The 20808-nt window shown below is 39.1% G+C and carries 24 protein-coding genes and 1 pseudogene; 19 read left to right on the top strand and 6 right to left on the bottom strand.

All coding sequences use genetic code 11. The features are described 5' to 3' along the window. From Q0G26_RS10495 to Q0G26_RS10470, 6 genes are all read left to right on the top strand, one after another. Window positions 1-234, top strand: a 234-nt coding sequence (locus Q0G26_RS10495) for a hypothetical protein (RefSeq protein ID WP_293830462.1), incomplete at its 5' end; no start/stop codon positions are given. Window positions 235-459: 225 nt separating this feature from the next. Then, window positions 460-999 carry a hypothetical protein gene (locus Q0G26_RS10490; RefSeq protein WP_293830461.1) on the top strand — a complete coding sequence of 180 codons (540 nt, stop codon included), beginning with the start codon at window positions 460-462 and terminating at the stop codon, window positions 997-999. A gap of 77 nt (window positions 1000-1076) precedes the next feature. Further along, window positions 1077-1322: a type II toxin-antitoxin system Phd/YefM family antitoxin gene (locus Q0G26_RS10485; protein WP_293830459.1), complete on the top strand. Its 246-nt coding sequence runs from the start codon at window positions 1077-1079 to the stop codon at window positions 1320-1322. A gap of 269 nt (window positions 1323-1591) precedes the next feature. Beyond that, the gene (locus Q0G26_RS10480; protein ID WP_293830457.1) at window positions 1592-2185 is read left to right on the top strand and encodes a type IV toxin-antitoxin system AbiEi family antitoxin domain-containing protein; all 594 of its coding nucleotides are present in this window, start codon (window positions 1592-1594) and stop codon (window positions 2183-2185) included. Then, window positions 2182-3009: a nucleotidyl transferase AbiEii/AbiGii toxin family protein gene (locus Q0G26_RS10475; protein ID WP_293830455.1), complete on the top strand. Its 828-nt coding sequence runs from the start codon at window positions 2182-2184 to the stop codon at window positions 3007-3009. The genes Q0G26_RS10480 and Q0G26_RS10475 overlap by 4 nt, the downstream gene beginning before the upstream one ends. 30 nt (window positions 3010-3039) lie before the next feature. After that, the gene (locus tag Q0G26_RS10470; protein ID WP_293830453.1) at window positions 3040-3168 is read left to right on the top strand and encodes a hypothetical protein; all 129 of its coding nucleotides are present in this window, start codon (window positions 3040-3042) and stop codon (window positions 3166-3168) included. A gap of 483 nt (window positions 3169-3651) precedes the next feature. Here Q0G26_RS10470 and Q0G26_RS10465 read toward each other — a convergent pair whose 3' ends face one another. Together Q0G26_RS10465 and Q0G26_RS10460 are read right to left on the bottom strand one after the other, a co-directional pair. Beyond that, a complete protein-coding gene (locus tag Q0G26_RS10465) occupies window positions 3652-4194 on the bottom strand; it encodes a B-box zinc finger protein (RefSeq protein ID WP_293830451.1) in 543 nt (180 codons plus the stop codon). Window positions 4195-4213: 19 nt separating this feature from the next. Then, window positions 4214-4435, bottom strand: coding sequence for a helix-turn-helix domain-containing protein (locus tag Q0G26_RS10460; RefSeq protein ID WP_293830449.1), 222 nt, complete (start codon window positions 4433-4435; stop codon window positions 4214-4216). A gap of 215 nt (window positions 4436-4650) precedes the next feature. Here Q0G26_RS10460 and Q0G26_RS10455 point away from each other — a divergent pair, with 215 nt between their 5' ends. After that, window positions 4651-5418: a helix-turn-helix transcriptional regulator gene (locus Q0G26_RS10455; protein ID WP_293830447.1), complete on the top strand. Its 768-nt coding sequence runs from the start codon at window positions 4651-4653 to the stop codon at window positions 5416-5418. A 320-nt stretch (window positions 5419-5738) separates the two neighbouring features. Here Q0G26_RS10455 and Q0G26_RS10450 read toward each other — a convergent pair whose 3' ends face one another. The 3 genes from Q0G26_RS10450 to Q0G26_RS10440 all read right to left on the bottom strand — a co-directional run bounded on the left by Q0G26_RS10450 (window position 5739) and on the right by Q0G26_RS10440 (window position 6750). Continuing rightward, entirely contained in the window at window positions 5739-5891 is a 153-nt protein-coding gene (locus Q0G26_RS10450) for a hypothetical protein (RefSeq protein ID WP_293830445.1), read from the bottom strand. Between the two features lie 174 nt (window positions 5892-6065). After that, on the bottom strand, window positions 6066-6365 hold the full coding sequence (locus tag Q0G26_RS10445) for a hypothetical protein (protein ID WP_293830444.1): 300 nt from the start codon (window positions 6363-6365) through the stop codon (window positions 6066-6068). 49 nt (window positions 6366-6414) lie between these two features. Continuing rightward, window positions 6415-6750, bottom strand: coding sequence for a nucleotidyltransferase domain-containing protein (locus Q0G26_RS10440; protein ID WP_293830442.1), 336 nt, complete (start codon window positions 6748-6750; stop codon window positions 6415-6417). A gap of 824 nt (window positions 6751-7574) precedes the next feature. On the opposite strand from Q0G26_RS10440, the gene Q0G26_RS10435 reads away from it, so the two are divergent. The 7 genes and pseudogenes from Q0G26_RS10435 to Q0G26_RS10400 all read left to right on the top strand — a co-directional run bounded on the left by Q0G26_RS10435 (window position 7575) and on the right by Q0G26_RS10400 (window position 16791). After that, complete coding sequence (locus tag Q0G26_RS10435) at window positions 7575-8171, top strand: recombinase family protein (RefSeq protein ID WP_293830440.1); 597 nt, start codon at window positions 7575-7577, stop codon at window positions 8169-8171. A 60-nt stretch (window positions 8172-8231) separates the two neighbouring features. Then, window positions 8232-9771 (top strand): annotated as a pseudogene (locus Q0G26_RS11490) (class I SAM-dependent DNA methyltransferase). Next, a complete protein-coding gene (locus Q0G26_RS10420) occupies window positions 9771-10358 on the top strand; it encodes a restriction endonuclease subunit S (protein ID WP_293830465.1) in 588 nt (195 codons plus the stop codon). The pseudogene Q0G26_RS11490 and the gene Q0G26_RS10420 overlap by 1 nt, the downstream one beginning before the upstream one ends. Beyond that, on the top strand, window positions 10355-11407 hold the full coding sequence (locus Q0G26_RS10415) for a restriction endonuclease subunit S (RefSeq protein WP_293830435.1): 1053 nt from the start codon (window positions 10355-10357) through the stop codon (window positions 11405-11407). Before Q0G26_RS10420 ends, Q0G26_RS10415 begins: the two co-directional genes overlap by 4 nt. A 61-nt stretch (window positions 11408-11468) precedes the next feature. Next, window positions 11469-14852, top strand: a complete 3384-nt coding sequence (locus Q0G26_RS10410; protein ID WP_293830433.1) for a DEAD/DEAH box helicase family protein — start codon at window positions 11469-11471, stop codon at window positions 14850-14852. Between the two features lie 359 nt (window positions 14853-15211). Further along, window positions 15212-15532 carry a helix-turn-helix domain-containing protein gene (locus tag Q0G26_RS10405; protein WP_021720337.1) on the top strand — a complete coding sequence of 107 codons (321 nt, stop codon included), beginning with the start codon at window positions 15212-15214 and terminating at the stop codon, window positions 15530-15532. Next, window positions 15532-16791, top strand: coding sequence for a type II toxin-antitoxin system HipA family toxin (locus tag Q0G26_RS10400; RefSeq protein ID WP_293830431.1), 1260 nt, complete (start codon window positions 15532-15534; stop codon window positions 16789-16791). Before Q0G26_RS10405 ends, Q0G26_RS10400 begins: the two co-directional genes overlap by 1 nt. 133 nt (window positions 16792-16924) lie before the next feature. On the opposite strand, the gene Q0G26_RS10395 is transcribed toward Q0G26_RS10400, so the two are convergent. Next, a complete protein-coding gene (locus tag Q0G26_RS10395; RefSeq protein ID WP_293830429.1) occupies window positions 16925-17308 on the bottom strand; it encodes a thioesterase family protein in 384 nt (127 codons plus the stop codon). 180 nt (window positions 17309-17488) lie between these two features. Between Q0G26_RS10395 and Q0G26_RS10390 the strand changes: the two genes are divergently transcribed. From Q0G26_RS10390 to Q0G26_RS10370, 5 genes are all read left to right on the top strand, one after another. Then, the gene (locus tag Q0G26_RS10390) at window positions 17489-17917 is read left to right on the top strand and encodes a DUF190 domain-containing protein (protein WP_293830427.1); all 429 of its coding nucleotides are present in this window, start codon (window positions 17489-17491) and stop codon (window positions 17915-17917) included. A 67-nt stretch (window positions 17918-17984) separates the two neighbouring features. Beyond that, complete coding sequence (locus Q0G26_RS10385) at window positions 17985-19370, top strand: NAD(P)/FAD-dependent oxidoreductase (protein ID WP_293830425.1); 1386 nt, start codon at window positions 17985-17987, stop codon at window positions 19368-19370. 17 nt (window positions 19371-19387) lie between these two features. Beyond that, complete coding sequence (locus Q0G26_RS10380; RefSeq protein WP_293830423.1) at window positions 19388-19777, top strand: hypothetical protein; 390 nt, start codon at window positions 19388-19390, stop codon at window positions 19775-19777. Window positions 19778-19897: 120 nt separating this feature from the next. Next, entirely contained in the window at window positions 19898-20335 is a 438-nt protein-coding gene (locus Q0G26_RS10375; protein WP_210683748.1) for a universal stress protein, read from the top strand. 1 nt (window position 20336) lies between these two features. Beyond that, window positions 20337-20753, top strand: a complete 417-nt coding sequence (locus Q0G26_RS10370) for a universal stress protein (RefSeq protein ID WP_293830420.1) — start codon at window positions 20337-20339, stop codon at window positions 20751-20753. The last annotated feature ends 55 nt before the right edge of the window (window positions 20754-20808 follow it).

The raw sequence follows: 20808 nt of genomic DNA, 5'->3' as shown, positions 1-20808 counted from the left end.
AAGGAGATCATCGAAGTTGGCAGAAAAATAAACCCACACCTGCATTACAGAATGAAATCTAAATATCGGGCTCCAGAACTTGGCAATGGAGCATCAGCTATATTTGACGCAAGGAATGATATAAATAGTCTGTTGCGTAATATCATCAATGCAGGCAGAGAAAATGTAAAACAAAACAAAATGACCGTGGATTTAAGTAATAAAAACAAGAAAAATAATGGATGGGAATTTTAGCTTTAGCAAGCGTATTATTAAAGTTATCTATGTTAGTATTCTAACTACAGATATATTAATAATTCAAGTTGTAATACTAACTATAGTTATGTTAATAATTAACGTTATAACACTAATTATTATCATGTTCATAATCAAAGTTATGGTGTTTATGTTGCTATATAATATGTATACAATGGACTGATGTATCATGCTCTGCTATAATAAAGGCAAGGAGGGGATGAGATGGTAGAACAGGTATTAATGACACTTTTATTTGCTGAAGGATTAATGGGATGTTTATTGTCCATTCGCTATTTTGAGCTAAAAATGACATTTTCATCGTATATTTGTATCAATAGATTTGGCTATGGCATTTTGAGGAAAAGAAGAACGCTAGAAAAATCATACGATATTGTTTTATTTCTGATAAGCATAGCTTTATTCATACTTCCGGTAAAAATGCAGATTTATACTGATATTAATTTGTTGTATAAGCTGTTGTTTTTAGATTTTGCTGTGATACTTATACTTGCTCGTATGAATGTTGTATTCAATAAAACTTTAGTCAATAATGTCCTCTTGCATTTGTTGATAAGAATTGAAAAAGAGGATATTGTGAGACGGTTTACCTATTCAGAGGCTGAAGAGATTTTGGCTGATTATAGAAAAACCTTGCCATGGTACAATGAAGGCCTTACGATACTTGCATGCACTCCGTTGTTAAACAAGCTACTATTGGAAGAGCTACACTATGTAAAGTATAGATATTGTGGGCATTGGTAAGTCTGCTAAATATAGTGATGCTGATATATATAAATTCACTGATTTTGACTCACACAAAGTAAAGGGGGCCTATAATTATGTTAGCTATAAACTACTCTACTTTCAGAAACAATTTAAAAGATTATTGTGATGAAGCAAGTGATAATAATCAAACTATTATTGTTACTCGTAAAAAAGCAAAGAGTATCGTTATTATGAGCCTTGATAATTATAATCAGCTTATGAAAAGTGCCCGCAATGCCGAATACCTTGCTAAGCTTGATAGAAGTATGGAGCAAATCAAGAACGGCTTTGGTAAAGTACATGAAGAAAAGAACCTTTAGATTATAGTAATAAGCCAGAACAATAAAAAACCAGATATGATTATAGTAAACATTATAGATATTATTAATGATAAAAATAATCTTTACATTCATTCATATAAGTGATATTGTCGAAATCAAATTAGCAGAGTTGGTATGAAAATGCCGACTCTTTTTTTGCTCAGAGGTGTGTCCTTATTAAATATTTTTCAAATGATTGCTCCACCCTGTTGACTTACATCGTAATTATAAATATAATATTATTGAGTTGGTACAATTGAGGTGAGTGTATGGATTACATGACTGAACTTACCGCTATTGCAAAATCGCATGGCGGAATTATCAAAACGAAAATAGCAACACAACATGGCATCTCCAAAGCGATGCTTTATAAGTTGTGTAAAGAAAATAAAATACATCGCATTGTAAAAGGTCAGTACATTCTTCCCGATGATATGCAGGATGAGTTGTTGGCAATCAGTAATCGTTCTAAAAGAGTAATATTTTCTCATGAAACAGCCCTTTACCTTCATGGGATTTCCGACAGAACCCCATTCGAGCATACGGTTACTGCACCGTCCGGTTGTATTCCGTCTGCGGCAATCAAATCTGAATGCAAGGTATATTACATCAAACCCGAATTATTTGAGCTTGGCAAAACAACGATGAAGACATCTGCAGGAAATGATGTTACCGCATACGATCTTGAACGCACGGTCTGCGATATAATCCGCAGTCGCAACAAGTTGGGAACAGAAACTTTCCTTGCGGCATTAAAACTGTATGCAGCTAACCCAAAGAAAGATTTGAATAAACTAAACTCTTACGCAAAAAAGATGCGAGTGTCTAATATCCTGCGTCAGTATTTGGAGGTGCTTCTGTGAGTAAAGCAATGAGTCTGAAAGCAAAAATTCGCAATATTGCCAAGCAGAAAAATATTCCTGCACAGGTCATTTTGCAGAACTATATGTTTGAGCGTTTGCTTGTCCGTTTGTCTGCTTCTGAATACAAAGAGAAGTTTGTATTAAAGGGTGGAATGTTGGTAGCAGCGATTGTTGGTCTCGACAACCGCGCAACGATGGATATGGATACCACGATCAAAAACCTTCCACTAACACCGGAAGCAATTCGCAGTGCGTTGGAAGACATCTGCAGCATCACATTCGACGACGGCGTTGTGTATGAAATTGGCACAATCTCTCCCATCCGTAAAGATGACATTTACGGCGGATATCGTGTCATGCTAAATGCCAGGTTCGATATTATGCTAACACCGCTTAGCATTGATGTATCCACCGGAGACGTAATTACGCCTCATGCGGTGCAGTACAACTTCTCCGAGATTTTTGATGACGAGAAATCATATGAGCTGTGGGCATACAACATTGAAACAGTTATGGCGGAAAAGGTGGAAACTATTTTGCGGCGCGGCATATTCAACACCCGTCCAAGAGATTTTTACGATGCCTACATACTGACTACAACGCAGAAATTTGATATTACGGTCTTTGAGGATGCATTGAAAGCAACGGCAAATCACCGCGGTACTACAGATCAGATCGCAGATGTTCCAGGTATTCTTCATAACATTGAAGAAAGTCTGGAACTCAAAACGATGTGGGATAAATACCGCAAGCAGTTTTCCTATGCAAAGGATATTACTTACGAGCAAATTATGGATTCAATAAAGGCTTTGCTCAAATATTAAGCATTTAGATAATATTCGGAGGGGAATAGCATGAATAACGACCTTCTTAAAAGATATATTGATGATCAACCTACAAAGATTATAACAAAGCTCGAGTTTGCAGCAGGAAAACTTTTCTATGATAAGATTGTTCGTAAGCGTCAAACAGCTACCCGTTAAAACGTCCCCATATGAAAAAAGACCGCCGTCGGCGGTCTTTTTTCACATTCAAATTATTTCATTCTCGTAAATTGCAAGAACAAGTTGCAGCAACATTAGCATGAGTAGTTTTTACAGGTAAGGCTTGAGAAATCTCAGCAAATACAGGAGCAGCAACAGATGTACTTGCTTGTACTTCTGTAGAAACGGAGCAGAACACCTTTTTCTGCCATGTATAGAATGAAGACAGCTTGATTCCGTGCTCCTTGCACCAAATCTTTTCAGGAAGCCTGCTGCTACGACATTTCTGCACACGCTTAGCTCCGTTTGCGGTTTGGTGTGAGGCTGAAACAAACGCATCCTCACAAACTAAAAAAGAGCAGGACTTGGAGTATTTTCTCAAATCCCTGCTCTTTCTATAATAAGCTTTCTTCGTTTTATAGTGATTAATTCTAATGGCAAACTAACCCGTTGTATGCTGTTGGCTCTAACAAGCTAAAAATATCAATACATCTCAGCAACCGCCTCTTGTACCTGGCTTAAAATCTCCAAGTCCTTTTTATATTGTGTTCTGGTTCTGATATAACCAATGATATTCATGATAAGCGCAATAGGTGCAAAAATCGTATAACCAATAACCCAACCAACAAAATATGCTACAGGACTTTTAGCCATAGCTGTTGCATTGTAAACTTGAGAACCAATGGACTGTGGTTTTTTATTACCGCCAAGATTTATAATAATAGCTGCAATCAGAAAATATGCAAACATATCATAAATACCATCGGCTTTAGTAAAATATTCAATTAAACCCCATACAATAAACAGTGCACAAAAACCAAGCTTAATAGCACGCTTTTTCAGCCATTTAGACTCATAATCAACTATGCTCTGCGCTTCATTCAAGCTGCATCGTGGACACATAGCTTGTCCGGTACCATTGGCCGTTCTAAACAACGCCTTTTCCTCACAGGCTTGGCACATGGCTACACCACATTTTGCACAAGTAGCTACAGCTTCTTCTTCATGATGAACATAACACTTCATAAAAAACACAACCTTTCTTTTATTTACGCAGAAGATTTTCTACGTTAAAATACTCTTCAACCCAAACCATCGGAATTAAAATCTTATTTCCTATAGTAATTGCCGGTATCTCTTTTTTCTTAATCAAATCATATATGGTATAAGGCGTAACAACATTATCACCAAGATACTCACAAAATTGCTTTACTGTTAAAAATCGTGGTTTTGTTTTCCTTCCACCGCTCTGTTTATTTTCGTTCATACAAGACATCATCCCTTTAATTTTATAAATCACTTTGGTTTTTTGGATATTTTTTTCTTATTGTATCTGCTTTTGTATTTTGATATAATTAGAAAAAGTCTTTTTCTATCGGTTCTCTTGGTTTTGTTCATTATATTGTGTTCGTTTCAAAAGAACTTCTTGGTTATTATTATACTCGTATACTTGTTTTTGTCAAGTTTTTTGGAGGCCTTTTTATGCATTTTTACGAAGCAAACGAATTTCACGTCCATCGAGAAAGTTTTGAAGAGCGTGCTTACGATAATTTTCGTTACAATTTTAAGAATATCCGCCAAGCACATCATCTTACCTTAGCTGATATGGCAGATATTCTCTGCCTACGCAGTCGCTCAACCTTATCCGAGTTAGAAAATGGCAATCATAAAAAAATGCTGGCTATGGACAGCATGATGCAATTAAGTAAAGTATTTGCAGTCTCTCTGGATTGGTTATTCGGCTATACATCCAATCCATACTGCGAACCGCAAATAATGGATATAGAGGATGCTTTATTAGATATTTACAGACGGTATGATCCGCTGGATTATATGGAAATACATGATACAGAAAACGTTGAAATCTGGCTGCCTAATGCATATCTTGATTACCAAACACGCAAAAAGACATATTCATTACCTGTACGTGCCAATATATGCTTTCTTTTTCATTGCATGATGCTTAATGAGCTTTATGATTCCTTGCCTTCTATTCTGCGTCCGGAAAGATTAGAGCGTGCTCGTTCCGAAGAGGAAATCACCTATTTCTCTAATCAAAAATCAATGTATGAATCCTGCATTTTCAACTTAGTGCGCGGAACTGAAATCAACGATATCTATAAATATAAGCGAGGAAGTTACTTCACTGATTTGGAGCAATCTTATAGGAATGAACAATTATTAACACAATTGCTCCAGGGTAAAGAGAATGCTGCTGCGGTATTCGATATCACCAAAGAAACTGATTAGTAATATAAAGTACACATCATGCCTTATGGCGATACAAGAATATATGATAAAAAAGCAGAAATCTAACATAGTGTTCAAAGGCTGGGGCTTGCCCAGCCTTTTCTATCTTCACTCAGCATCGGCTATAAATAAGTATTGCAAATCCACCACGCGCTCGGAAGTGGGAAACACGGCACTCTAAATAGGTCAATGCCAAAAGAAAAGCTCGTAAAAGCAGGCTATTATGAGTTAGCGAGCAATTACGAGCTTAATTTAAAGCGCCTTGTACTGAGCAAAATGCAAGGCGATGTGAGAGATTTACAGCCTAAATAATGAGCATGTTAATTTGCTTTTTGCTGTTGCTGCAGCTTAGCGTTTTTCGCTTGCTCTTGTTTGTAGGCTTGTTCGAAAAACGCAGCTCTTTCTTCAGCTTGTTTTAATTTAGCCTTAAATTTTTCAACTTCTTCAGGAGTATAGGAATATAATATCGGCACACTAATCACCTCTTTCGTAATAAATAAAAAAGCACCTGTCAAGCTCGACAGATGCCACTGGCTCACACAGCCAGGCACGACCTCAACGCTAACGCGAAGCTACCCGTGCAACTAAGTAAATTATATCATCAGAAGATATTAAGAGCAAGAGTATTTTGGGTACATTAAAGTATCCTATTTGCCTTTAATTATGTCAGTAAAATCAGAGATATTATCCATTTTAAATGCTTTGAGAGTTACTAAAGAAGGTTTGAGCCAGGTAATCTTAGATAACTCCTGGACAAGCATGTAAAGCAAGGCCAATTGATTTTTTGACGATGTGCATACATAAATATTGTTTGTTAAAGGCTTAAATTGAAATGAGTCCATTACATCACATATCTTACTTAAAGCTTCATCATATGGTAGAGATAAATTTGTTTTGTCGAGATTTAAAACAATCGCATATGCAGATTGCAAAGATGATAAATTCACAGTAATACCTCCGTTAAGACTTTTAAACCTAAAATTCCATATAGGATTATCAGAATGTAGATTTCCATAATACCTTCCCGTCTTTTTTGATGTTTATGAAAAACGGTGAAATATTACCCCAGGCATTAAATTGTTTGTTGTATATCAGGAGCACAGATATAACTCTATTATATCTTAATTCTAAATCTACAACAAAGTCAATCATCTCGTCGTGCATTTTATCAGTATAATCGTCAAGAATTACCGCTATATCTATATCTGAATCTGATGTTGCTGTCCCTCGTGCGACAGAGCCATATAATAATATTTCTTTGACATTTGGAGCAGTAAAGGTTTGAAGTAATTGTGGTATAAGATCAGAAATGAGCATGTCTATGTTATTCATGGCACAGTCTCCTTGCTGTGATTATAGCTTTGCAAGATAATTATAGCATTATAATGAGTAATATAGCAATTAAGTAGCGCAGCTGGCACAGTAAGTCAAGAGCTTTTCAGCTACGCTGCGCTTCGCTGAACTCTGCTCTATGACTTACTGTGTCAGCCACGCTGATGATATAGGCATCTTAAAACAAAAGGAGATGTCTGAAGATGGACTATTATGGATTAAATTTAACAACACCGACAATTCCAGAGGTTGGATTTAGCGAAGCAAGGAAGAGTTATGAGCTACAAAAGAGAGAAGAAGCGTTTATGAATTTTAATAGATGTACTAGAAATAGATTTATTAGGGAACGATTATATTATCGACAATATGGGATATGTCCTTATTGTGGCAAGCAACTGCCTTATTATATTCAAGGTGTATGTGTACATCACATTAATTATTTGAGGTGTTGTTGCATACCAAATGAAAAAATTAAAGTTAATATCCCGCATAACGGCAATCGGTGTAGCGAAACAGTACCAAATTGTGAGTGGTGCTTTTTTAGGTTTCCGAACGAAGCCGCGGAATGTTTAAAGAGACTAGTATTATTGCATAGTGAGTGTCATAAAATGTTGCATGCGCAAGGAAGGGATAATACATAAAAAAGGTATGTGTAAATAGGTAATGCAATGATAGGGTATCAAGAGTTTATATTGGGGTACGTTCGAAAATGTACACATTACGGAACTTATAAAAATCATGGACAAACACGTTCGGAAATGTTAGTATTAGCTTATGAGAACGTTCAACTTTTTTTAAAAACTTTTAGGAACGGAGGAGTTAGTTTGGCTAATATCGCTTATATCAGAGTCAGTGCTCAAGATCAAAATACTGGACGACAACACCAATGTTTTGATAATGCGCATATAAATCTGGACAAGATTTTTGAAGAGAAAGTTAGCGGTAAAAATATTACCGATAGACCGCAGCTAAAGGAAATGATGGCATATTTGCGCGAAGGTGATGTTTTATACATCGAGAGCATAAGTCGTTTGGCTCGTAGCACTAGTGACTTTTTGAATATGATGAAAGCTTTGAGTGCTAAAAAAGTTAGCGTTGTTAGTATAAAAGAAAATTTCAATACGTCAACACCACAAGGAAAATTTGCTTTGACTATGTTTGCAGCCTTATATGAACTTGAAAGAGATAGTATAAAGGAGCGTCAACGTGAAGGCATTAACTTATGCCTTGCTGAAAACAGACCTTACGGAAGACCAAGGGCCAAGCTTAGCAATACATTTCCTACTAACTATAAACGTTGGAAGTCTGGTAAGATAACAGCTGTTGAATTTATGAAGCTTGAAGGTTTGGCTAAAACTACTTTTTATAAAATGGTGAAAAATTTCGAGAAGGCAAATCTAGATAGACAGATTTTGGCATAGTAAAAAGGTATATTTTTTATAAGGTGGAGAAGATTTTAGCCGTATAGGGAGGATATTTGTATGATTACAGGTGTGATTAAAAATAAGATTGATAAAATTTGGGAAGATATTTGGGCTGGTGGTCTCACTATGCCGTTTAAGGTTATAGAGCAGATTACATATCTGATGTTTATTCGTAAGCTGGATGAGAAGGAAATCGACAACGAAAAGCGAGCCAATTCATTGAGAAGACGAAATCCTAATGCCAAGGTTGAAATGATTTTTCCTCAAACTGCTTCTGGACAAGGAATGCGTTGGAGTAATTTTAAAACCGCCGATCCAGAAGTTATCTTTAATACTATAAGAATAAAGGTTTTTCCGGCTATTAGAGAAATGAAGTATGGCCAGTTGCCGGATGTCAATGAAATTGGTAAAATTATACCCATTCCTGATGATCCTAATAAAGGCCAGAGCATTCAAAGTGCATTTTCCAAATTTATGAAAGATGCGTTGTTTGAATTGCCGACACCAGAGGTTTTAGTAAAGGTTATTACTGGATTAGAGGATCTTTACCAACATGATATTGGTGAATTGGATATGCAAGGCGATCTTTATGAGTACATGTTGAGTAAAGCTGCTTCTTCGGGTACGAATGGTCAATTTCGTACGCCAAAGCATATTCGTGATATGATGGTCGCTCTTATTGATCCGAATCCTGATGATACTATTTGTGATCCTGCTTGCGGCACGGCCGGCTTTTTGATTTCGTCTGCTGAACATATTCGTGCTAAGTATGGCGAACGAATGACTGACGACCAATGGGAACGCTTTAATAGTACGACATTTTCAGGCTTTGATACGGATAATAGTATGCTGCGCATAAGTGCTATGAACTTAATGCTGCATGGCATTACCCATCCTGAGCTTGATTATAAGAACAGTGTAGAACGATATTGATAGCGAATATACTATTTGCCTGGCAAATCCTCCGTTTAAGGGTACTGTAGACGCAGAGACTATCAGCACTAGCTTAAAGGCTGTTACAAATACAAAGAAAACGGAATTGCTTTTTTTAGCGCTTTTTCTGCGTATGTTGAAAAAGGGTGGCCGCTGTGCCTGCATTGTTCCTGATGGCGTATTGTTTGGTAGCTCTAAAGCTCATAAAGCAATGCGTAAGGAACTGATAGAAAACCACGTTTTGCAGGCTGTTATTTCCATGCCATCAGGCGTATTTAAGCCATATGCAGGTGTTTCTACAGCTATTCTTGTATTTATGAAGACTGGTACTGGTGGCACTGAAAAAGTATGGTTCTATGATATGGAAGCTGATGGTTATAGCTTAGATGATAAGCGTAATGAGGTGAAGGAGAATGACATTCCTGATATTATTACTCGCTTCCATAATTTAGAAGCAGAAAAAGAGCGAGAGCGTACCGAGAAGAGCTTCTTTGTAGCGAAACAGGAAATCATTGACAATGACTATGACTTATCCATTAACAAGTATAAAAAGGTTGAGTATGTACCAGTTGAATATCCGCCGACAAGTGAGATTATGGCAGAGTTAAAAAGAATTGAAGTTGAGATTGCTAATGGGTTAAAGGAGCTGGAGGGAATGTTGTGATGGCAATTTTGGGAGAAGTGTTTAGTATAATTAGAAATGGCGCTTCTATAAAGCAAATTGATGGTGCTAATGGCTTCCCGATAACTAGGATTGAAACTATCTCTAATAGAGTTATTGATAGGAATAGACTAGGGTATGCAAATGTTTTTGACATAACGGAATATGAAAGTTATGTTTTACAATCAGGGGATATATTAATGTCACATATTAATAGTGAAAAACATTTAGGGAAAACGGCATTATATATAAAAAAAGGTAATGAAAAAATAATTCATGGTATGAATTTACTTATGCTTAGGGCAAATTCGGAAGTTATCCTACCGTTGTATGCAAAGTATTTCTTTGATTCCAACTTGTTTTTAAAACAAATACCCAATATAACTAAAAAGTCTGTTAATCAAGCCAGCTTTACTGTCACAGCTCTGAAAAAATTAGAGATTAAGATACCTCAGATGGTTGAACAAAAAAGAATTATAGATATTATGAGTAGACTTGATAATATCATTCAATATCGCAAAGATCAATTGGAAAAACTTGATCTGTTTGTCAAATCACGGTTTGTAGTGGATTTGGAGGAGGTAGCATGAGTCATAAGTATGTTTTGCTTAAAGAAGTGTGTGAAAAAGCTTCTTCTAATATTGCCCAAAAAGATTTAGCTGAATGTGATGGAATATATCCTATATATGGAGCTAGTGGATATATAAAAAGTGTAGATTTTTTTCAACAAGCCAAAGATTACATTGCTATCGTCAAAGATGGGGCTGGTATAGGAAGAGCGATGAAATTGCCGGCTAAATCTTCCGTTATAGGCACGATGCAGTATGTTTTACCAAATGATAATATAAATATATCATACTTATACTACGCCATTTGTTCAATGCATTTAGAAAAATACTTTAGTGGTGCTACAATACCTCACATTTATTTTCGCGATTATCAAAATGAACAGTTACCTTTGCCAACCTTAGAAGAACAAGCTAAAATTGCAAATGTTTTTGGTAGGATAGATTATTTTATAAAAAAAGAAAAAGAACAATTAATCAATTTGGATAAGCTAGTTAAGTCACGGTTTGTCGAGTTGTTTTTGCAAGCTAATGAGAGTTTTCCTAAGAAAAAATTAGGGGAATGCACTGTTATTAATCCTAAAAAGAGTATGGATACTAGATTAAAGGAAGACTTAATAGTTTCATTTGTCCCAATGGCTTCTGTAGGCGAAGATGGTTCTATCGATACATCTGAAAAAAAGCTATATCGTGAAGTGAAAAGTGGATTTACTTATTTTATAGAAGGAGATGTTCTTTTTGCTAAGATTACACCTTGTATGGAAAATGGGAAAGGAGCAGTAGCTATTAATTTATACAATGGCATTGGGTTTGGCTCAACAGAATTTCATGTAATTAGACCACTTGAAGGGTTCACTAATCCTGTATGGCTATACAATTTGTCTGTTTCAAAAAAATTTAGGCTTGAAGCAGAAGCTAATATGACTGGTAGTGCTGGGCAAAAGAGAACACCAGCTTCTTTTCTACAGAATTATGAAATAAAGTTGCCACCAATCGAACTCCAAAACCAATTTGCTGACTTTGCTGAACAAGTCGACAAATCGAAATTTGTTGTTACTGCTAAATTTCAATAAACTAGAAAATCTTAAGAATTTACTTATAAAGCAATACTTTAACTAATAAGGGGATGACAATATGGCTAATTTCTCATTTTTAGAAGGACAGAAAAACTACAAAATGTTTGCTTCAGCAGCTATTGAAGCAGAAAAAGTTTATACTTCTAGTCCTGCTATGTGTGCTATTGGCTGCCGGAAGGCTTTAGAATTGGCTGTGAAGTGGGTTTATGCAGTAGATAAGACCATAGATATGCCTTATCGCGATAATCTGCAGTCTTTGATTCATGAGCCTTCATTCAAAGACGCTTTAGGCGAGGATACCTGGAAGAAGTTGCCTTATATTATTAAGCTTGGAAATTTAGCTGTGCATACAGGGAAAAATGTAAGTCCGCAAGAGGGAATTTTTAGTTTGAAGGGCTTATTTGAGTTTGTTCAATGGATTGATTACTGTTACGGAGACAAATATGAGGAACGTACTTTTAACGAACAAGAGGTTCCTAGTCAGCATGTTGAGCTGGATATTGAAAAAATTAAAAAGCAAGAAAGCCTGGTTGTAGCTAAAGACGCACAGATTAAGGCTATGGAGCAGAAACTTGCTGATATGGCTGATGCACTTGCTAAAGCTAAAGCAACTAATGTAGAGCAACGTAGCTTCAGCTCTGAGGGGATTTCGGAGTATGAAACACGTAAGCGTTATATTGATTTAGATCTTAAGCTGATGGGCTGGACCTTTAAGGGAGAAGCTGGCTATAACGTTGTCGAGGAATACGAAGTCAATGATATGACTAATGTTCTTGGGCAGAAAGGCTTTGTAGATTACCTGCTTTTTGGTGATAATGGCTTACCTTTAGCTGTAGTTGAAGCTAAAAGAACTTCTTTAGATCCGAAAAAAGGCAAGAAGCAAGCTGAACTTTATGCTGATTGTATTGAAAGAAAGTTTAAACGCAGACCTTTTATTTTCTATACTAATGGTTTTGAAACATATTTTTGGGACGATGTATCAATGCCGGAGAGGTTAGTAAGTTCTGTCTTTAGTAAAGAAGATCTGGAAAAGCTTATGAATCGTCGTTCGTCAGCGGTCGATCCAGGAACAATCCAAATTGATGAAAATGTTAGTGGACGACATTATCAGATAGAGGCAATCCGTGCCGTATGTGATGGATTACGCAATAAAAGTCGAAGACATTTACTTGTAATGGCTACTGGTACAGGTAAAACTAGAACCGCTGCTAGCTTGACGGATGTTATGTCTAAAGCTGGACAGGTTACTAACGTACTGTTTCTGGCTGACCGTAGAGCTTTGGTTAGACAGGCCAGGGATGCCTTCAAAGATTGTTTACCTAAAATGCCGCTGTGTAATTTATGCGAGAATAAGCAGGACTTTAACTCCAGAATAGTATTTTCTACGTACCCGACTATGCTGGGTGCTATTGATGATACAAAATCAAAGAATGGTAGCCTTTTATATACACCGGCACATTTTGATATGATAATTATTGATGAAGCGCACCGCAGTATTTTCAAAAAATACAAGGTTATTTTTGACTATTTTGATGCAATCCTGGTTGGATTGACAGCCACGCCAAAGACCGAAGTAGATAAAAATACCTATGAGTTCTTTCAAATGGAAGATAACGTACCGACATTTGCTTATGAATATGATACAGCAGTAGAAGAAGGCTATCTTGTGCCATATTATAACTATGAGGTAAAATCAAAGTTCGTAAGCGAAGGTATTGATTATGATCAGCTGTCAGATGATGATAAAAAGCGTTATGAAGATGATTTTACCGAAGATGGTACTAATGATATGCCTGAATATATCGCCGAAGGGTTGATAAATAAAATAGTGTTCAACAGAGGCACTGTTGACAGGTGTATTACTGATCTTATGGAGCGAGGTATTAAAATCAACGGTGGAGATAAGCTGGGTAAGAGTATTATTTTTGCTGCCACAAAAGAACATGCAAGATATATAGTTGAGCGTTTTGACAAATTATATCCACAATATGCTGGACATTTTGCTTCTGTTGTAGTATGTGAGGATGATTACGCACAGAGCATTATTGATGATTTTAAAGTGCCAGATAAAAATCCCTTTATTGCGGTATCTGTTGATATGATGGATACAGGTATAGATGTTCCTGAGCTTGTAAATCTTGTATTTTTCAAAAAAGTTCACAGCAAAACTAAATTCTGGCAGATGATTGGTCGTGGTACTCGTCTTTGTGAAAATTTGAACTGTGTAGATTCCAGAAATGGGGAGTATGAAGATAAAAAGTATTTCTTTATCTTTGATTATGGGCAGAATTTTGAGTTCTTCAGAGCTAAAAAGAATGGCGTTGAGGGCAACAAGATTATATCGTTAACTGAAAGCATCTTCATTAAACAGATAACGTTGATAAAAGCCATGCAGGAGCCTGTCTTTGCTGAAGAAAAGTATCAGGCATTCAGAAATGAGCTTATTGATATCGTTGTTGGGCAGATACTAGCGCTTAATAAGCAGTCTGTTGTTGTACGCTTGAAGCGTAGATATGTAGAGGCCTACAATAGCAAAGAGGCGTTCCAGTGCCTTAGCAGTGAAGCTGTTGGAGAGCTTTGCAAAGAGATTGCGCCATTAGTATATAACGAAGAACAAGATGAGTACGCAAAACGCTTTGACAACTTTATGTATGGCTTGATGATAGCATTTATTGAGAAACGTAGCTCTTTTAATACTTGTAAAAATCAGCTAACAAAGACAGCGGAAATGTTAGAGGGAAAGTCTGGCATACCTCAAGTTAAGAATAAGTTGCCTGAAATTAAGTTAATCCAGAGCGATGAATACTGGAAGGCTAATGACATTTTGCTGTTTGAGAATACAAGGAAAGAACTGCGTGACCTTATTCAGCTGCTGTATGATGGTAGGAAAACTAAAATAATCAAAACCGTTCTTACTGATCCTATTGTGGAGACGAAGGAAGGAGACGTACTGCCTATAGTACAAGATTTTGAGAACTATAAGAAAAAAGTTAACCGTTATATTGAAGAAAACAAAGACAGCCTGGCTATTTTCAAGCTTACGCATAATAAACCAATTACTGATGCGGAATTACATGGTCTGCAGAATGTTTTTCTAAAGCAATTAGGAAATGAAGCAGATTATAAGAGAGAGTTTAAGGATACACCTATTGGTATTTTGGTTCGTAATATAGCTGGTATGGATAAGGAGTCAGTTAGGGATGCTTTTACAAGCATCATCAATAGCCAAAAGCTTAACCAGAATCAAATAGTGTTTGTAGAGAAACTGATTGATTACGTTTGTGCTAATGGATATGTAAAAACAGATGAGGTATTAGAAAAAGCGCCTTTTGACAAGCCCAAGACAATATACAATATTTTCGAAGGGCCGCAGCTCGATGAAATCTTCGATATTATTGATAGCTTCAAGAAGACTGCGATGGTAGAAGATATTGCCGGTTGATGTGAAATGAGGAGATAGTATACAATTTACTATACAACAACAGCTTAAAACGTATGGAAAAAGTGGAGAGAATAAACAATTTGAATACTATCTTGATGAAATAATTAAAAAATACATACAAAATATACGTGCATTAACGGCTGTAAGCCAATAAGATAACTCCTAAGCGGTAGGTCGCCAGTTCGATTCTGGCCGGGATCACCAAAAGAAGAACCCCTGGACTTATGTCCGGGGGCTTTTTGTGTGGCTTCCAGAACAGTATCCTTGAACAGCATCGCATAATACATAATGTTTTCTAAAGTTGACAAGATAACCATTTATGTTTATAATAATAAACATAATGAGGGCGGTGATTAGAAATGAAGAAAGCTGCGTATAATATATTACCGGGAACAGAAGAAATCCTGCAGACTATGGGAGAACAAATTAAGCTTGCAAGACTCAGACGGAGTTTATCTGCTGAACTGGTGGCTGAACGTGCCGGAATCAGTCGCGCCTCTCTTTGGAAGGTTGAAAAGGGAGATCCGTCGGTAGCTATGGGTATATATGCAGCCGTCCTGCATGCCTTAAACAATCTTGATAAAGACCTGCTTCTTGTCGCTAGGGATGATGAGATGGGCAGACAACTGCAGGATCTAAATCTGATTACAAAGAAACGTGCACCAAGGAGGTCTGAATAATGGCAATAAATCAGAAAACAATCTTCGTTTATGATGATTTTAGTACAGATCAGCCTGTCCTTATGGGAAGTTTATATGTAAATGTTATCAAAGGCGGAGAATCCTATTCGTTTGAATACGATAAAGGCTGGCTGAAAAAAACGGGTCTTACTCTAACTCTGGATCCAGAGCTTATGCCGTATTCCGGTAGACAGTATCCGACCGGTAAGAATATTTTTTGTTTGTTTGCAGATGCTTCTCCGGACCGCTGGGGACGCGTGCTTATGAATAAGCGTGAAAGAATTCTTGCGGAAAAGGAGGGCCGTAAGCCTTCAAAGCTTTATGATAGCGATTACCTGCTTGGTGTGTACGATGAAACCCGAATGGGCGGCATTCGCTTTAAGGTAAATCCGGAAGGTCCATTTCTTTCTGATGATAAGGAAACAGCCGCTCCACCTTGGGCTACGCTTCGCACATTGGAGGAAGCCTCCAGAAACTTTGAAAATGATGAGACCGGTTTAACAGAAAAATGGCTGAATCAGCTGATCAAGCCAGGTTCTTCTCTGGGTGGTGCCAGACCGAAGGCAACCGTAGTAGATACAAAAGATCAGCTTTGGATTGCAAAGTTCCCGTCAAAGAACGATGAAAATGATACCGGAGCTTGGGAAATTGTGGCACATGATCTTGCAGCGCTCTGCGGTCTGAATGTCCCAGAGGCTAAGCTTGAGAAGTTTTCACCACTTGGAAGCACTTTCCTGATAAAGCGTTTTGATCGTCTAGGAAGTAAGCGAGTACATTTCGCCTCGGCGATGACGTTGCTTGGGAAAAAAGACGGCGCATCTGCTGCTGATGGAAGTAGCTATCTGGATATAGCAGCTTTTATCAAGTCCTATGGTGCGCAGCCTAAGAAGGATTTAATCGAACTTTGGAAACGTATCGTGTTTAATATGGCGGTTACCAATACTGATGATCATCTGAGGAACCATGCATTTATATTGACAGACAAGGGCTGGATCCTTTCACCTTTGTATGATGTAAACCCGGTTCCTTACGGTGAAGAGTTGTCTCTCAATGTGGATGAGGATGATAACAGCATCAGTATTGATCTTGCAGTGCAGACCGCTGTGAAATTTGGCATTTCAAAATCGGATGCTGAGGCGGTGGCGGAAGATATTTTGCAAATCGTCAGAGATAACTGGGAAAGAACCGCCGCCAGATATGCTCTGACCCGCAGACAAATTGAAGAAATGAGACCTGCATTCAACGCATGTTACGAATAAAATACATATTCCCATTTTAGAAAAATCTAAGAATCGGCTAAAAGACAGGGTCTGATGAAGAAAAAGCTGTTTCCATGTTTGAGTGGAAACAGCTTTTTAGCTTTCAGTATGCTATTTTTTGGTCTTGCTGAACTTACTTATTCACCTTCGCCATAAACTTTTCATTATCAATAATAAAACGCTCATGCGTACCCTTGCCGATAACGCCCTTGCTGTCCGCAGCACTCACCTCAAAGGTCAGCTTGCGTCCGTCAACCGCAGTCAGCTTAGCGGTAGCGGTAACACTGTCGCCCATAGCGGTAGCGCGGTCATGCGTAATATTCAGGCTGATGCCTACAGTGCCGCTGCCCTCCTCCAGATGAGCGTTGACTGCGGCGCAGGCAGCCTCCTCCATCAGTGCGCACATAGCGGGAGTGGCAAAAACAGCTAAAGAGCCGCTTTTCATAGTAGCGGCAATATTAGCCTCGGTTACGGTTACGTTAGCGGTGCCGGTAAGTCCGGTCTGTAAATTTGTCATGCTTAAAACCCTCTTTCAATAATCAAATCATACGCTTATATCATAAAGTATTATCGTTCTGCTGACAAGTCCTAAATGCAAGGATAAGAATTTTTTGCCTATATATGGCAGGAATTGTTTCCCAAGCGCCGAATTATAATAATATAAGAAAATTGCAATGATGGCTGGAGGTGTAGAACCATGGCTTTAGAATTTAACAAAACCTCGTATTTAAAGATTTATACAGGCGAGGATGTTCTCTTTGAGGATATTCCGCTTTATAAAGCAATTCTGCGTGAAGCACGCTCCTTAGGCCTTGCCGGCGGTACTGTTATCAAGGGCATTGAAGGCTATGCTACCAAGGTGCGCGGCGTTGGGCGTGCTGTCAGCACATTTATCAGCGGCAATGCTAATTTCCCTGTTATTGTGGAGCTGGTGGATAAAAAGGAAAACCTCGAAAAGATTCTGCCGTTTCTGGAAAAGAATGCAACCCATGCCTTAGTGGTAATGGGTGAGGCTGATTATCTGGTAACCGATTTTATGCGTAAGTCGGCAGAAGGCTACAAGGATATCAACAACGGCTCACCGCAGCCAAGCTATCTGCGCAAGCAACAGGAACAACAGCAATAAGCTGATAAACCGCAGTAAAAAAATGAGGCTGCGGTTTTTTTATGGGATATAATAAGGAGGAGAATTTATGTATGATGTAGCTATTATCGGTGGCGGTCCTGCCGCAATTTTTGCAGCCTATGAGTTTGTGTTGAAGTATCCGCAGATGAAGGTTATTATGCTGGAGGCCGGCAATACGATTGAAAAGCGCTTCTGCCCGTTGGCAGCCAAGAAGGTTGATCACTGCATTAACTGCAGCCCCTGCAGCATTATGCGCGGCTTTGGCGGTGCCGGTGCTTTTTCGGACGGCAAATATAATTTTACGACGGAATTCGGCGGCTGGCTGAACGAATATCTGCCGGAGGACAAGGTTATCGAGCTGATTGATTATGTTGATGAGCTAAACTGCCGTCATGGTGCTCCCGGTGAATATTTTTCTACCAAGAACAGCAAAATAGGCGTGCAGGCGTTGAAATACGACTTGCATCTGCTGAACGCCAAGGTACGCCATCTGGGTACGGAAAACAACCTCGTGATTATGGAAAACATCCATAAGTTTTTGGAGGATAATATTGAAATCCGCTGCAATACCGCGGTTGAAGAAATCTGCCGTCAGGAGGACGGAACCTTTGTGCTGGAGTTGAACAAGGGCGAGAAGATTGCCTGCAAGTATCTGATTGCCGCTCCCGGCCGCGCCGGTGCGGAATGGTACACAGAGCAGTGCGCTAAGATGGGCCTTGATTTTATCAATAATCAGGTGGATATCGGCGTGCGTGTGGAGGTGCCGGCAGAGGTGTTCAAGCATATCACCGACGAGGTGTATGAGGCAAAAATTTTGTACCGTACCTCGCTTTATAATGACGTGGTGCGTACCTTCTGCATGAATCCCTATGGCTATGTAGTGGCGGAAAACACGGACGGCATCATTACGGTTAACGGCCACAGCTACCGCGACCCCAAAATGCACAGCAAGAACACCAACTTTGCGCTTTTGGTGAGCAGCAAGTTTACCGAGCCCTTCCACGAGCCTCTGCAGTACGGCAAGCGTATCGCTTCGTTCTCCAACATGCTGGGAGGCGGCGTGCTGGTGCAGCGCTTCGGTGATCTGGTGAAGGGCAGACGCACGAATGAAAAGCGTATGCTCAAGAGCTTTACCAAACCGACGCTCAGTGCAACGCCGGGTGATTTAAGTTTGGTCTTGCCTAAACGCCATCTAGATGATATCATTGAAATGATTTATGCTTTGGATAAGATTGCTCCCGGTATGGCGAATGCTGATACGCTGCTTTACGGCGTAGAGGTAAAATTCTACAGCGCACGCCTCGAGCTGGATAGCAATCTGGAAACCAAGGTTGCGAATATGTTTGCGGTAGGCGACGGTGCCGGTATTACACGCGGATTATCGCAGGCGAGTGCCAGCGGTGTCTGGGCTGCGCGTGTAATTGGTGCCCGTGCCTGCGGACAGAAGAATTAAGGAAGGTGCTTTTTTAGATGAATTTTGAGTTTTTTGCGTTTCTGGTATTTATGTCTTTCGTTTCCTTTGCGGTAGCCTTTTTGGCTTATGGCATGGTAGTGCGCTTTATGGGTAAGGACGGCTTCCTCGCCCGCATGGGACAAATTATTCTGGTGCCTGCATGTATCGTTATCTATGACTTTATCACAATGGCTGCACCGCAGAGCTACCGTTATATTATCGGCAGCATTCCTCTGGTGCTGATTGCCGGCATTGCGCTTTATTTCCGCTTTGTGAAGGGCGAAAACTTTGCCGAGGCTAAGGAGCAATCTCCCTCCGAACTGGCAAAGCTGGCTGACGAACCGAAAAAGTTCAGCAAGAAATCTGCCCGCATCCACGAAAAAAGAAAAAATCGCGGCCGCGAGTAATTCAGGCAGGATTTTTTGCGCTAAAGCAGAATATATAACGTAAGAAGAAAAAAAGCCTCTTCTTGTAAAAAATATAATAAATAAATTACAACATGTGCATTATTATGGAGGTGCGTTGTTATGTTTAAAAAGATTCTTGTTCCTGTAGATGGCAGTGAAGGCTCCTGGAGAGCACTGGATACTGCTGTAGAGCTTGGCAAAAAGTTTGGCGGCGAACTGCATGTAATCAATGTAATCCAACCATATAATAATGCTGCTTTGCTGGCAGTGCCTCTGGATCATGCGACTGTAAGCCAGGGCAACAGTGAGCTGGAGAAAATTGGTGACAAGGTTCTCGAAATGGCGCAGGAGCGTCTGAGAAACTACGAAGGCGAAACCAAATTCAGCCTGGAGGTTGGCCATCCGTCCGAACGCATCATTGCTATGGCTAAAAAGACCGGCGCAGATGCAATCATAATCGGCAGCCGTGGCCTTTCCGGTATTGCTGAATTTTTCCTTGGCAGCGTAAGCTCTAAGGTTGCTCAATATGCAAATGTACCTGTGCTGATTGTAAAATAAAATGCTGAAACGCATTCTTGTACCTATTGACGGTACGGAGCATTCCTGGAGAGCATTGGAATATGCCTGTGAGCTTGTAAGCTATACGCGCGGCTCGCTGGTGGTTATGACGGTGCTTTCCGGCAGAATGAAACAGCATATTGTGGAATTTGGAAGCGATTGCCTGTATGTTCAGATGGGTGATGAAGTGCTTGATGCCGCACATGCGATTCTCAGCGGCAAGAACATCGATTGCACTTATTTGCTGGAAAACGACAACGATATTGCCGAAAGCATCCTGCGTGCTGTAGATGAGCAGGAATGTGATGGTATCGTGCTGGGCAGCAGAGGCATGGGAGTTTTGGAAGGCTTGTTCCGCAATAGTGTCAGCAGCGTCATAGTGGAAAACGCTAATGTGCCCGTGACAATTGTTAAGTAAATATGCAAAAAAATAACGAGTACGCCGGGATTCGTCCTGTGCGTACTCGTTTTGT

The organism is uncultured Phascolarctobacterium sp., from assembly GCF_934190775.1.
Classification (GTDB): Bacteria; Bacillota; Negativicutes; order Acidaminococcales; family Acidaminococcaceae; genus Phascolarctobacterium_A.
The sequence above is the reverse complement of the archived record's forward strand: the minus strand, read 5'-3'. Positions and strand labels throughout refer to the sequence as shown.

Bases quoted from the DNA above. Each gene is read 5' to 3' on its own strand.
- Q0G26_RS10490 (WP_293830461.1), top strand. From the start codon at position 460: ATGGTAGAACAGGTATTAATGACACTTTTATTTGCTGAAGGATTAATG.
- Q0G26_RS10485 (WP_293830459.1), top strand. From the start codon at position 1,077: ATGTTAGCTATAAACTACTCTACTTTCAGAAACAATTTAAAAGATTAT.
- Q0G26_RS10480 (WP_293830457.1), top strand. From the start codon at position 1,592: ATGGATTACATGACTGAACTTACCGCTATTGCAAAATCGCATGGCGGA.
- Q0G26_RS10470 (WP_293830453.1), top strand. From the start codon at position 3,040: ATGAATAACGACCTTCTTAAAAGATATATTGATGATCAACCTACAAAG.
- Q0G26_RS10465 (WP_293830451.1), bottom strand. From the start codon at position 4,194: ATGAAGTGTTATGTTCATCATGAAGAAGAAGCTGTAGCTACTTGTGCA.
- Q0G26_RS10460 (WP_293830449.1), bottom strand. From the start codon at position 4,435: ATGAACGAAAATAAACAGAGCGGTGGAAGGAAAACAAAACCACGATTT.
- Q0G26_RS10455 (WP_293830447.1), top strand. From the start codon at position 4,651: ATGCATTTTTACGAAGCAAACGAATTTCACGTCCATCGAGAAAGTTTT.
- Q0G26_RS10440 (WP_293830442.1), bottom strand. From the start codon at position 6,750: ATGAATAACATAGACATGCTCATTTCTGATCTTATACCACAATTACTT.
- Q0G26_RS10420 (WP_293830465.1), top strand. From the start codon at position 9,771: ATGGCAATTTTGGGAGAAGTGTTTAGTATAATTAGAAATGGCGCTTCT.
- Q0G26_RS10415 (WP_293830435.1), top strand. From the start codon at position 10,355: ATGAGTCATAAGTATGTTTTGCTTAAAGAAGTGTGTGAAAAAGCTTCT.
- Q0G26_RS10410 (WP_293830433.1), top strand. From the start codon at position 11,469: ATGGCTAATTTCTCATTTTTAGAAGGACAGAAAAACTACAAAATGTTT.
- Q0G26_RS10405 (WP_021720337.1), top strand. From the start codon at position 15,212: ATGAAGAAAGCTGCGTATAATATATTACCGGGAACAGAAGAAATCCTG.
- Q0G26_RS10400 (WP_293830431.1), top strand. From the start codon at position 15,532: ATGGCAATAAATCAGAAAACAATCTTCGTTTATGATGATTTTAGTACA.
- Q0G26_RS10395 (WP_293830429.1), bottom strand. From the start codon at position 17,308: ATGACAAATTTACAGACCGGACTTACCGGCACCGCTAACGTAACCGTA.
- Q0G26_RS10390 (WP_293830427.1), top strand. From the start codon at position 17,489: ATGGCTTTAGAATTTAACAAAACCTCGTATTTAAAGATTTATACAGGC.
- Q0G26_RS10385 (WP_293830425.1), top strand. From the start codon at position 17,985: ATGTATGATGTAGCTATTATCGGTGGCGGTCCTGCCGCAATTTTTGCA.
- Q0G26_RS10380 (WP_293830423.1), top strand. From the start codon at position 19,388: ATGAATTTTGAGTTTTTTGCGTTTCTGGTATTTATGTCTTTCGTTTCC.
- Q0G26_RS10375 (WP_210683748.1), top strand. From the start codon at position 19,898: ATGTTTAAAAAGATTCTTGTTCCTGTAGATGGCAGTGAAGGCTCCTGG.
- Q0G26_RS10370 (WP_293830420.1), top strand. From the start codon at position 20,337: ATGCTGAAACGCATTCTTGTACCTATTGACGGTACGGAGCATTCCTGG.